Origin of the sequence: Nocardioides sp. (assembly GCF_031422975.1) — a bacterium.
Taxonomy (GTDB): domain Bacteria; phylum Actinomycetota; class Actinomycetes; order Propionibacteriales; family Nocardioidaceae; genus Nocardioides.
In genome coordinates this window covers 1-11059 of sequence record NZ_JANPEO010000560.1, presented here as the reverse complement: position 1 = coordinate 11059, position 11059 = coordinate 1, and the positions used below count along the sequence as shown (strand labels likewise).

At 70.1% G+C, this 11059-nt stretch carries 14 protein-coding genes; 9 read left to right on the top strand and 5 right to left on the bottom strand.

Translation table 11 applies throughout. The annotated features are described in order from the left end of the window. The coding region (locus tag RMO85_RS16770; RefSeq protein WP_310529862.1) for an LCP family protein at positions 1-1230 on the bottom strand (1230 nt) is incomplete at its 3' end. A gap of 128 nt (positions 1231-1358) precedes the next feature. Further along, positions 1359-1862: an acyl-CoA thioesterase gene (locus RMO85_RS16765; RefSeq protein WP_310529861.1), complete on the bottom strand. Its 504-nt coding sequence runs from the start codon at positions 1860-1862 to the stop codon at positions 1359-1361. 23 nt (positions 1863-1885) lie between these two features. On the opposite strand from RMO85_RS16765, the gene RMO85_RS16760 reads away from it, so the two are divergent. From RMO85_RS16760 to RMO85_RS16740, 5 genes are all read left to right on the top strand, one after another. After that, a complete protein-coding gene (locus tag RMO85_RS16760) occupies positions 1886-3094 on the top strand; it encodes an LCP family protein (RefSeq protein ID WP_310529860.1) in 1209 nt (402 codons plus the stop codon). Further along, positions 3091-3957 (top strand): crotonase/enoyl-CoA hydratase family protein, encoded by an 867-nt coding sequence (locus tag RMO85_RS16755; RefSeq protein WP_310529859.1) that lies wholly within the window; start codon positions 3091-3093, stop codon positions 3955-3957. Before RMO85_RS16760 ends, RMO85_RS16755 begins: the two co-directional genes overlap by 4 nt. Before the next feature lie 100 nt (positions 3958-4057). Next, on the top strand, positions 4058-4774 hold the full coding sequence (locus RMO85_RS16750; protein ID WP_310529858.1) for a PadR family transcriptional regulator: 717 nt from the start codon (positions 4058-4060) through the stop codon (positions 4772-4774). Then, positions 4774-5175: a DUF1707 domain-containing protein gene (locus RMO85_RS16745; protein WP_310529857.1), complete on the top strand. Its 402-nt coding sequence runs from the start codon at positions 4774-4776 to the stop codon at positions 5173-5175. Before RMO85_RS16750 ends, RMO85_RS16745 begins: the two co-directional genes overlap by 1 nt. Before the next feature lie 60 nt (positions 5176-5235). Continuing rightward, a complete protein-coding gene (locus RMO85_RS16740; protein WP_310529856.1) occupies positions 5236-5916 on the top strand; it encodes a GAF and ANTAR domain-containing protein in 681 nt (226 codons plus the stop codon). Here RMO85_RS16740 and RMO85_RS16735 read toward each other — a convergent pair. After that, the gene (locus RMO85_RS16735; RefSeq protein ID WP_310529855.1) at positions 5888-6406 is read right to left on the bottom strand and encodes a hypothetical protein; all 519 of its coding nucleotides are present in this window, start codon (positions 6404-6406) and stop codon (positions 5888-5890) included. The two genes, RMO85_RS16740 and RMO85_RS16735, sit on opposite strands and share 29 nt — an antisense overlap. A 294-nt stretch (positions 6407-6700) precedes the next feature. On the opposite strand from RMO85_RS16735, the gene RMO85_RS16730 reads away from it, so the two are divergent. After that, entirely contained in the window at positions 6701-7480 is a 780-nt protein-coding gene (locus RMO85_RS16730; RefSeq protein WP_310529854.1) for a sigma-70 family RNA polymerase sigma factor, read from the top strand. A 6-nt stretch (positions 7481-7486) separates the two neighbouring features. On the opposite strand, the gene RMO85_RS16725 is transcribed toward RMO85_RS16730, so the two are convergent. Next, positions 7487-8650 (bottom strand): acyl-CoA dehydrogenase family protein, encoded by a 1164-nt coding sequence (locus tag RMO85_RS16725; protein ID WP_310529853.1) that lies wholly within the window; start codon positions 8648-8650, stop codon positions 7487-7489. A gap of 69 nt (positions 8651-8719) precedes the next feature. Here RMO85_RS16725 and RMO85_RS16720 point away from each other — a divergent pair, with 69 nt between their 5' ends. Genes RMO85_RS16720 through arfB form a run of 3 tightly spaced genes read left to right on the top strand, consistent with a single transcriptional unit; the run spans position 8720 to position 10014 of the window. Then, positions 8720-9160, top strand: coding sequence for a nitroreductase family deazaflavin-dependent oxidoreductase (locus RMO85_RS16720; RefSeq protein WP_310529852.1), 441 nt, complete (start codon positions 8720-8722; stop codon positions 9158-9160). Positions 9161-9181: 21 nt separating this feature from the next. Then, on the top strand, positions 9182-9598 hold the full coding sequence (locus RMO85_RS16715; protein WP_310529851.1) for a CoA-binding protein: 417 nt from the start codon (positions 9182-9184) through the stop codon (positions 9596-9598). After that, positions 9595-10014: an alternative ribosome rescue aminoacyl-tRNA hydrolase ArfB gene (gene arfB / locus RMO85_RS16710; protein ID WP_310529850.1), complete on the top strand. Its 420-nt coding sequence runs from the start codon at positions 9595-9597 to the stop codon at positions 10012-10014. Before RMO85_RS16715 ends, arfB begins: the two co-directional genes overlap by 4 nt. On the opposite strand, the gene RMO85_RS16705 is transcribed toward arfB, so the two are convergent. Next, a complete protein-coding gene (locus RMO85_RS16705) occupies positions 10004-10960 on the bottom strand; it encodes a Gfo/Idh/MocA family oxidoreductase (protein WP_310529849.1) in 957 nt (318 codons plus the stop codon). The two genes, arfB and RMO85_RS16705, sit on opposite strands and share 11 nt — an antisense overlap. Positions 10961-11059 lie beyond the last annotated feature (99 nt).

Genomic DNA, 11059 nt, shown 5'->3' with positions numbered 1-11059 from the left:
GACGGTGCCGATCTTCTGCGCCTTGGCCTTGATCGCCAGGTCGAGGAACGTGTCGACCTCGCTCTTGGGGACGCTGGTCGAGATCATCTCCGATGATGCCGCGGCGATCTTGGAGAAGTTGCGCAAGGCGTCCTGGGGGCTGATCTGCTGGAGCATCGCGTTCATCACGCACTTCTGCCGGGCCATGCGCGAGTAGTCGTCGGAGCCGTCGCGGGCGCGGGCGAACCACAGGGTGTCCATGCCGTCGAGCTTGCGGGTGCCGGGCTCGATGAAGCGGTAGAAGTCGTCGGACGGCAGCCCCACCGGGATGCGGTCGCGGACGGTCAGGGTCACGCCGCCGACGGCGTCCACGAGGTTGCGGAAGCCGGCGAGGTTGACCATCGCCCAGTAGTTGATCTCGAGACCGGTGATGCCCTCGACGGCCATGACCGTGGCGTCGACGCCGGGGGTCTTGGAGCCCTTGAAGAGTTCGGTGTTGTCGCCGGCCCAGGTGCTGACGCCGTTGAGGTAGCACTCGTCGCAGTCGAAGCCCCGAGGGAACTGCTTGGCCATCACCGAGCCCTCCGCGAAGGGGAAGTTGGCCATGTTGCGCGGCAGCCCGATCAGGACCGTCTTGCCGGTGCGGGCGTCGATGCTCGCGATCGTCAGCGAGTCGGGCCGCAGCCCCCAGCGGCCAGCGCCGGCGTCCCCGCCGAGCAGCAGCATGTTGAAGCGACCGTCGTGGGCACCCACGACCTCCCCGTCGCCGAACATGGTGATCATGAACTGGCGCTGTACGCCGACCATGTGCGCGCCGAAGAGGAGCGCGCCGGCCACGGAGAAGCACAGGACGCCGTTGACGCCCACCACCGCGAGTCGCTGGCGCTGTTGCAGGCCGAGCGGCTGCCCGAGCCGCCACGCGTCCATGAACAGCAGTGCCCAGCCGATGGCCAGTGCCATCAGCGCCGCACGGACCAGGCCGAGCACGAGCGTGTTGGAGATCGCCCAGAAGGCGAAGCCGTGCGAGAAGTAGGAGATGACGACCGACAGCACCAAGGTCACGGCCAGCGCAATCCAGACGCGCATCGCCATCCGGCCCACCCGACGGTTGCCCGCGACGAGCTGGGCCGAGCCGGGGAGCAGCACGGTCATGAACATCAGCGCCACGGCGCGGCGGAAGCGGACGCGTTGTGCGCGGTCCAGGGTCGTGAACCGGGCGACCTGCGACCCGGGGGAAGATGCGGGCGGCATCAGGTGGTGCTCCTCTGCTGGGGGAAGTCAGCAGGCCCAGTATCACCAGTCACACCCGTCACAGCCGGCTCCGACGCGCCGGAGCTTCCGGACGGGTCGCCCAGCGGCTCGCCAGGCCGGGTCATCAGTCAGTCGCGGCCCTGATCGATCTCCATCTTGCGCGCGAGCCGGTGGGCGCGGCGGATCTCGGCCTCGCGCAGGCGGCGAACCTCTGTCGGCGTCTCGGCGACCAGCCCCGGCACCGCGCACGGATGGCCGCTCTCGTCGATGGCGACGAACACGAAGTAGGCGCTGGCCACGTGCAGCGGCTCATCAGAGGCATTGCCCCACGGCTGGGTCTCGACCCGGACCCCGATCTCCATCGATGACCGGCCGGCCCAGTTGACCTCGGCATAGGTCTTGATGATGTCGCCGACGTGGACCGGCGCCAGGAAGGTCATCTCGTCCATGGCCGCGGTGACGGCCGGGCGCCCGCTGTGGCGATAGGCCGTCGCGCCTGCGGTGGAGTCGGCCAGCTTCATGATCTCGCCGCCGTGGACGTTGCCGAGCAGGTTGGCGTGCGTCGAGCCGGCGACGATCGCGAGGGACACACGGGAGAAGGACACCGGATGCGCGGTGAGCGGTTCACTCATGCGCGCACGGTAGCGTCACGGACATGGCACAACCTCCCCCCGGGAAGGGTGGTCCCGAGGAGGGCACCCCCGAATACGACTGGCTCTACGGCTCCCGCGGGACCGCGCGCCCCGATGACGCGACTCGGATGGTGCCGAAGCAGGACCAGCCGGGAGCCCGCCCGGACGAGACACGCGTGCTGCCGGCCCAGCCTCGCGCGGCCGGCTCGTCCGGCCGCCCGCCCGGTGGCGGCACGCGTACGGCGAGCGCAGCCCCGCCGCCGAAGCCGGCCCGGTCCCGTCGGCTGCCCCGCTTCCGCTTCGGCTTCGTGAAGCTGTTGATCCTGCTGTGGCTGGTCTTCATGATCGCCGTGCCGTTCTGGGCGTGGTCCAAGGTCGACAAGATCGACGCGATGCCGGACGGCGACAGGCCCGGCGAGCAGGCGGGCAACACCTACCTCATCGTCGGCTCCGACTCGCGCGACGACCTCACTGAGGAGCAGCGCAAGGAGTTGGGCACCGGCGGTGAGGTCGGCCAGCGCACCGACACGATCATGCTGCTGCACACCGGCGACGGCCCCAACATGTTGATGTCGATCCCGAGAGACTCGATCGTCGACATCCCGGGTCACGGCACGACCAAGATCAACGCGGCCTTCGCCTACGGCGGCCCCAAGCTCCTGATCGAGACCCTGGAGAACGAGACCGGGATCCGGATCGACGACTACGTCGAGATCGGCTTCGGCGGCTTCGTCGGCATGGTCGACGCGGTCGGCGGCGTCGAGATCTGTCCGAAGTCCGCGATGAAGGACCCGCTCGCCAACCTGGACATCAAGAAGGGCTGCCAGGAGGCCGACGGCAAGACGGCGCTCGGCTACGCCCGCTCGCGGCACACGTCCAACCTCGGCGACATCGACCGTGCGGCCCACCAGCGTGAGGTGGTCTCGGCGATCGGCAGCAAGGCCCTCTCGCCGTGGACCTTCATCAACCCGCTGCGCTACTTCAACCTGTCGAACAGCTCGGCCTCGTCCTTCTCGGTGAGCGAGGGCACCAGCCCGATCTCGCTGGGCCGCTTTGCGTTCGCGATGACCCGGGTGGACGGCGAGAACGGTCTGACCTGCGGCGTACCCATCAGTGACCTGGCCGTCAACTGGGACTCCGAGCGCGCGCCGGCGCTGTTCAAGCACATCAGCGAGGACGACACCGCCGGGATCCCCGACAACCTGTGCACGCCGAGCGGACTCGCGAAGTGACCTACGAGACCCTCACCGTCGAGACCGACGACGACGGGGTCACGCTGCTGACCCTGTCGCGACCCGAGGCGATGAACTCGTTCACGGTGACGATGGCGCGCGAGCTCGAGGCGTTCTTCCTGGCCGCGGCCGACGATGACGACATCAGGGCGATCGTCGTCACTGGAGCCGGCAAGGCGTTCTGCGCCGGCATGGACCTGTCGGCCGAGGGCAACGTGTTCGGCCTCGACGCGTCGCTGTCGCCGACGCCCGCCGACCTGCGCGAGCACCTCACCGAGGAGCCGTGGCACAGCGGCGTCCGCGACACCGGTGGCAAGGTCACGCTGGCCGTCCACGCCTGCCCCAAGCCGGTGATCGCGGCCATCAACGGTGCCGCGGTAGGTATCGGCGCGACGATGACACTGGCGATGGACCTGCGGCTCGTGTCGAGCAGGGCGCGGATCGGCTTCGTCTTCGGCCGGCTCGGCATCGTGCCCGAGGCCTGCTCCACGTGGTTCCTGCCGCGCATCGTCGGCACCCAGCAGGCCCTCGAGTGGGTCTACTCCGCAGACATCCTCACCGCCGACGCGGCGCTGGCCGGCCGGCTTGTCCACTCGATCCACGAGCCCGAGGACCTGGTCCCCGCGGCGCTCGAGCTGGCCCGCTCCTTCGTGGTCGACCGCTCCCCCGTCGCCCTCGCGCTCGCCAAGCGACTGATCTACGCCGGCACCGCCTCGCCGCACCCGCTCGAGACACACATCGCCGACTCGCTGGCGATGTTCCACACCTCGATCGGCGACGGCGCGGAGGGCGTGGCCGCCTTCCGGGAGAAGCGCTCGCCGTCCTTCACCGGTCGCGCCTCCGACCTGCCGGAGATCTTCTGAGGGGTTCCCCCTTGAACGCTGGACTGTTCCGTGTCTACTATCGCGATATATCGCAATAGGTTGGCGATACCACGGCGACTGACGGAACAGGGAGAACGCTATGAGCAACAAGAACTGGGAGCAGCGCTTCCAGCAGCACGCCAGCAGTTGGCAGGGCTGGGACGGCGCCCAGCGCCGTCGCAGTGGCGGGTTCGGGGGCGGTCACGGCGGTCCCCCGCCGTGGGTGCAGGGCCTGCTCGGGTGGGGCGCACCCGGCGCGACGCCCAGCGGCCCGGGCCCGCGCGCCACGCGCGGCGACGTCCGCCTCGCCATCCTCTCGGTCGTCGCCGACGCGGCGGCCCGTGAGGAGCCGATCAACGGCTACCAGGTCATCCAGCAGATCGCCGAGCGCAGTGACGGCGCCTGGCGCCCGAGCCCGGGCTCGGTCTACCCCACGATCCAGCAGCTGCAGGACGAGGGCCTGGTCGAGACCGACGACGAGCGCGGTCGCAAGACCCTGCAGCTGACGAGCGACGGTTCGGCGTACGTCGAGGCGCACACCGCCGACCTGGGCGCGGTCTGGGCGCCCTACGAGCGCGCCACGCAGCGCGCCACCACGGGCACCTCGGGAGACCTCAAGTCGGAGATCGGCCAGATGATGAGCGCGGTGTGGCAGATCGTCACCCAGGGCTCGGACGGTCAGCGCAAGGCCGCGATCGGCGTCCTGGTCGACACCAGGCGCGCCCTCTACGGCATCCTCGCGGACGGAGCAGCAGCCAGCGACAACGACGACGCTGACAGCGACGGCGACGGCGACGGCGACGAGCGGAGCCGGTGATGGACCCCCGGATCGGCGACGCGGAGCGGGAGGTCGCGACCTCCCGCCTGGGTGATCACTTCGCGGCGGGCCGGCTCGACCACGAGGAGTACGACGAACGGCTCGACGCCATCTGGTCGGCCCGCACCCGGGCCGATCTGGACCAGCTGTTCTGGGACCTTCCCCGCGCCGTGGCTCCGGTGGCTCCCGCGCGAGGGCCTCTCTCCGCTCGTCGTGGCCCAGTGGTGCCGTCCTTCGTGCCGGTTGTCGTGATCGGGATCCTAGTCGCGGTGGCTGTTCTCAAGGCAGCGCCGTGGGTGCTGCTGATAGCGGCCGCCTGGCTGCTGTTCTTCCGGCCCCGGCGCCGCCGAATGCACGGCCCGTCCGGACGCGCTGGCCGGGGCACACGCTCCTGCGCGTGAGAGAATGCTCTCGGGATTCATATCCGCAGCCCGAGGACCGGGCAGTTCAGGAGGTCCTTGATGTCCCTGTCCGTCGATGCGGAGTCGTTCGCCGAGCTCGCCGTGGACCTGCACGAGGTCACGACCCCCGCCGAGACCGTCGAGCGGATCGTGGAGTTCGCCGCCCAGATCTTGGACTGCGTCTACGCGGGCGTGATCCTGGTGCACGAGGGGTCGCGGGTGGAGACGGTCGCCTCCGACCACGACGTCGTCTCCCAGCTCGACCTGATCCAGTGGGAGGCGGGCGAGGGCCCGGACCTCGACCTCATCGCCGACCGACCCTGTGTCATCGTCCGTGACGTCCGCACCGAGACGCGCTGGCCCACGTGGTGTGCCGCTGTCGACGCCGCCGGGGTGCGCAGCATGATCGGGGCTCGGCTCTCCACCACGCGCCAGGTGCTCGGCAGCCTCAACCTCTACGCCCACGATGTCGATGCCTTCGGCTCGCACGATCTCGACGTCGCGCACATGCTGGCGCGCCACGCCGCGGTTGCGCTCGAGGCTGCGCGGGGCACCGAGCACCTGCTCAGGGCGATCGAGGCGCGCAACCTGATCGGCCAGGCCCAGGGCATCCTGATGGAGCGTCACGGCCTGGACGCAGGGCAGGCCTTCGCCGTGCTCCGGCGCCACTCCCAGCACACCAACGTCAAGCTGCACGTCGTGGCGCGACAGCTCATCGAGACGCGGAGTCTGCCCCACTGACCACCTGTTCGGAGACCGTCGCGACCATGTCCGACCAAGTGTTGCCGAGATAGGCGTCCCCTCGCCCGTCCCACAACCTGATCGCGGCCGCGACGGCCTCTCCTGCGGGGGGCGAGAGCTGCCCCCGCAGCCTCACCCCCTCCAGCACCCCCACGTGTCGGAGGAAGGCGACCGCCACCCTCGCCAGCGCCGCGTCGAAGTCGATGGACTCCAACCCCTCCCGCTCCGCGGCGACGACCTCCTCGTCCAGACGGAAGTCGGCCGGCACCCGATCGAGCCCGGGCAGCAGGAGCTCGGTCTCCAGCTCGAGATGGACGGCCAGCAGCCGCCGAGCGCGGAGGAAGACATCCTCGCGGGCCCCGTCGTGCAGCAGCGGGACACGGCACAACAGGGTGCGCAGCTCGCTGTGCTGGCGTCCCAACAGATCGGCAAGGTCCTCGCCCGTGACGATGGACGGAGCCTCCTCGAGCGGCAGCCGGGTGTCGGTCATGACGGGCCCGTACCCACCGAACCGATCGCCATGCATGGCTCCCGCCCGTGTGGGTACGGCACCGTTGAGAGTTCCCGCCCGCAGCCAGGCGGTCGGCCGATGCCGGACTCACGCAGACCCCGGCATCGGCCGACGAACACCTCGTGAGGCCTTCGCGACCTTGTCCGGAGCACGATTCGCTGGTTTCATGGCTGCGAGTGGTCAAGCAGCGAGCCACACCGGTCCGTCCAAAGGATCTGAGTCGTGTCGCTGACCTCCTTCCCCGCTTCCTCGTCACCAAGACTCACGCGCCAGATGCGCTCGAGGCTGACCAGCGACCTGCTGGCGCAGCTGTCCGACCCGGCCTGCCCCCGTCGCGCGATCGAGGACGAGGTGATTCGGCTCAACCTCGTCGTCGCCCTGCAGGAGGCTCGCCGCTATGAGGGTCGGGGCGTGGAGATCGACGACCTGCGCCAGGTCGCGTCCCTCGGCCTCGTGAAGGCGGTGCGGGCCTACGACCCCGCCAAGGCCACCGAGTTCTTGAGCTTCGCCGTCCCGAGCATCCGCGGGGAGCTGCGTCGCTGGTTCCGCGACCGTGGCTGGATGGTGCGACCGCCACGACCCGTCCAGGAGCTGCAGGCCGGCATCAACGCGGCCCACGATGTCCTCGTGCAGCAGCTCGGCCGTGCCGCGCGGCCCAGCGAGCTGGCCTCGCACCTCGCCGTGGACGTCGACCAGGTCATCGAGGCGGTGTCGGCCAGCGGGTTCTTCAGGGTCGACTCACTGGATGCCATCGTGACGGGGGGCGAGTCGCCGTACGACCGACTGGCGCAGCGGGAGGCGGGTTTCGACAGCGCCGAGGCGTGGGTGGTGCTCGGCCCGCTCGTGCGTGAGCTCTCAGCGCGCGAGCGTCGCATCCTGGAGCTTCGCTTCCTCCAGGGCGCGACCCAGAGCGAGATCGGCGAGCAGCTCGGCGTGACGCAGACCCAGGTGTCGCGCCTGCTGTCGAGCATCCTGCGCCGACTCCGCGATCGGCTCCTCGACGTCCCCAGCGGCACGCTGGAGCCTCGCCCCGGTCTCACCCCTGCAGCATGAGCGGGCTCAGAGCTTCGACTGCACTCCCGCGAGGAGCTGGCGGGCCATCACGATCCGCTGGACCTGGTTGGTGCCCTCGTAGATCTGGGTGATCTTGGCGTCGCGCATCATCCGCTCGACCGGGTAGTCGCGGGTGTAGCCGTAGCCACCGAGCACCTGCACGGCGTTGACGGTCACCTCCATGGCCACGTCGGAGGCGAAGCACTTCGCCGCGGCACCGAAGAACGTCAGGTCCCGGTCGCCGCGCTCGGAGCGACCCGCGGCGGCATAGGTCAGTTGGCGAGCGGCCTCCACCTTCATGCCCATGTCGGCGAGCAGGAACTGCAGGCCCTGGAAGTCGGCGATCGACTTGCCGAACTGCTGACGCTCCTGGGCGTAGCCCAGGGCGTAGTCCAGGGCGCCCTGGGCGACGCCGACGGCCTGTGCGGCGATGGTGATGCGAGTGTGGTCGAGCGTCTTCATGGCGATCTCGAAGCCCTCGCCCTCGGCACCGATGATCCGGTCGACCGGGATGCGGACGTTGTCGAGATAGACCTCGCGGGTCGGCGACCCCTTGATGCCGAGCTTCTTCTCCGGCGCCCCGAACGAGACCCCCTCGTCGGACTTCTCGACCACGAAGGCCGAGATGCCCTTGGTGCGCAGCGTCGGGTCGGTGACCGCGAGGGTCGTGTAGAACTCGGAGACGCCCGCGTTGCTGATCCAGCGCTTCACGCCGTTGAGGACGTAGTGGTCGCCGTCGCGGACCGCGGTCGTCTTCTGGGCCGCCGCGTCGGAGCCGGCGTCGGGCTCGGAGAGGCAGTAGGAGAAGCCACCCTCGCCCGCGGCGAGCTTGGTGAGGTACTTCTCCTTGATCTCCTCGCCACCGCCGATCATGACGGGCAGCGACCCGAGCTTGTTCACGGCAGGGATCAGCGAGGAGGAGACGCACGCCCGGGCGACCTCCTCGATCACGATCACGGTCGCGAGCGCGTCGGCACCGGCGCCGCCGTACTCCTCGGGCACGTGCGGGGCGTGGAAGTCGGCAGCCTGCAGCGCGTCGTGCGCCTCCTGCGGGTAGCGAGCCTCCTCGTCCACAGCGGCGGCGTACGGCGCAACCTTCGCGTCGCAGAGTGCGCGGACGGCCTCGCGGATGGCCTGGTGCTCCTCGGGGAGGGCGTAGAAGTCGCTCATGGCGCCGGATTCTACGTAGGAGTAATCTCCGCCGTTGAACCGCGCCCACCAACGAGACAGAGTGGAGCCATGACATTGCAGGGCAGGTATGCACCCAGCCCCACCGAGTGGGTCCGCACGCAGGTCGAGAAGTACGAGGCCACGGGAGGAGCCGACGGCAACGAGGTCATGGGCAGACCGATCGTGGTGATCACCTCGCGCGGCGCCAGGTCCGGGCTGCTGCGCAAGAACCCGGTCATGCGGGTCGAGCACGAGGGGGTCTACGCGGCGGTCGCGTCCAAGGGCGGCGCCGACGACAACCCGTCGTGGTACGCCAACTTCCTGGCCGACCCGGTGGTCGACCTCCAGGACGGCCCCACGACCGGCACCTACCGCGCCCGCGAGATCAGCGGTGACGAGCGCGCACTGTGGTGGGAGCGCTCGGCGGCTGCCTTCCCGCAGTACGCGAAGTACGCCGAAGGGACGGACCGCCTCATCCCCGTCTTCCTGCTGGAGCGCATCGAGGCGTGAGGGCGCCGCTAGGCTCGTGAGATGACATCTGGCTGGCAGGACCCGGATGCGCTCTCGTTGATGCTCGACGACCTCGAGACCTGGGCCATCGTGGGCCTCTCCGACAACCCGTCGCGCACGGCGTGGTCGATCGCCCAGCTGCTGCAGTCGCGCGGCAAGCGGATCGTGCCCATCCACCCTGCGGCCCCCGTCGTGCACGGGGAGCAGGGTTTCGCGACCCTGGCCGACGTGCCGTTCCCGATCGACGTGGTCGACGTGTTCCGTCGCTCCGAGCACGCGGGCGAGTTCGCCGACCAGGCGGTGGCTGTCGGTGCGAAGGCGGTGTGGCTCCAGCTCGGCGTCATCGACGAGGCGGCCTTCGACCGGACGATCGCCGCGGGTGTGCCGATGGTGATGGACACCTGCCCGGCCATCGAGTGGCGCAAGCGGGGCCGGTGAAGGTCCCGTCCGGACCGGGCCTGCCCGACGGTCTGGTCATCCCCGACAGCGACCTCGTCGAGCGCTTCTCCCGCTCCCCCGGACCGGGTGGCCAGTCGGTCAACACCAGCGACAGCCGGGTCGAGCTGGACTACGACCTCCGCACCGCGACGTCGCTCTCCGACGTGCAGCGCCGCCGGGCCCTGCAACGCTGGCCGGGTGGCGTGATCGCGATCGCTGCCTCCGAGCACCGCTCGCAGCACCGCAACCGGAGCGCCGCCCGCGAGCGGCTCGCCGATCTCCTCCGGAGTGCGCTGGCCCCGCCTGCGCCACCCCGCCGCCCGACCAGGCCCACGCGCGGCTCGAAGGAGCGTCGGCTCAAGGCGAAGAAGGAACGCGGTCACCTCAAGTCGATGCGCGGGCGCGTCACCGACTGATCTGCGCCAGCGTCTGCGCCATCACCCACTGCACGTCGACGGTGTCGGCGAGTGGCATGGTCGGCGACTCCGTGAGCCCGGCCGCCAGGCAGCGGTTGACCTCGTCGATCTCGTGGACGTAGCCCCGTCCCCGGACCGGAAGATCGAGGGTCTCCGCGTCGGCTCCGTTGCGGCGCACGACGAGCCGGGTCGGGTGGTGGAAGCGGGGGGCGATCTCGATGGAACCGCCGGTGCCCCAGACGACGGCCCGACCGGGCGACTCCGTGGTGAGCGCGCACGCCAGGGACGCGGCACGCCCGTCGGCGTACGACAGCTGGATGACGGCACTGGCATCGACCCCGTTGGGGTAGCGCGTCCCACTGGCTGTGACGGAGTCCGGCGTGCCGAGGAAGTGCTGGGCGATCGAGATGACGTAGACCCCGAGGTCGAGAGTGGCACCGCCCCCGAGCTCGGGTGCGAACAGCCGCGAGGCGGGGTCGTAGCCGCGATAGGCGCCGAGGTCGGCCTGGACGGCGATCACGTCACCGATCGCACCGTCGGCGACGAGCCGCTTGGCCCTCACCACGGCCGGCTGGAACCGCGTCCACATGGCCTCCATGCAGAACACTCCCCGCGCCCGGGCGAGGTCGACGATCTCCCGGGTGTCGGCGAGCGAGGCAGTGAACGCCTTCTCGACCACGATCGGCTTGCCGGCCTCGAGGGCGGCGATGGCCAGGGCGTGGTGCTGCGGGTGCGGGGTGGCGATGTAGACGACGTCGACAGCCGAGACGAGCAGGCCGGCGTACGTGCAGCCCTCGGCGATGCCGTGGCTCGACGCGAACTCGCGCGCCCGCTCGCCCGAGCGCGAACCGACCGCCACGACCTCGGTGTCAGGCACGTGCGTGAAGTCGGCGAGGAACGCCTCCGCCATCGAGCCCGTGCCGGCCACTGCCCAGCGCGTCGTCATGCTCAGAAACCGACCTTGCGACCGGTCCCGGTCGCTCCGCGCACGACCGCGCCCTTGGCGGTGGCCGACTCCGTGAGGTCGGCCAGGAACGACACCATC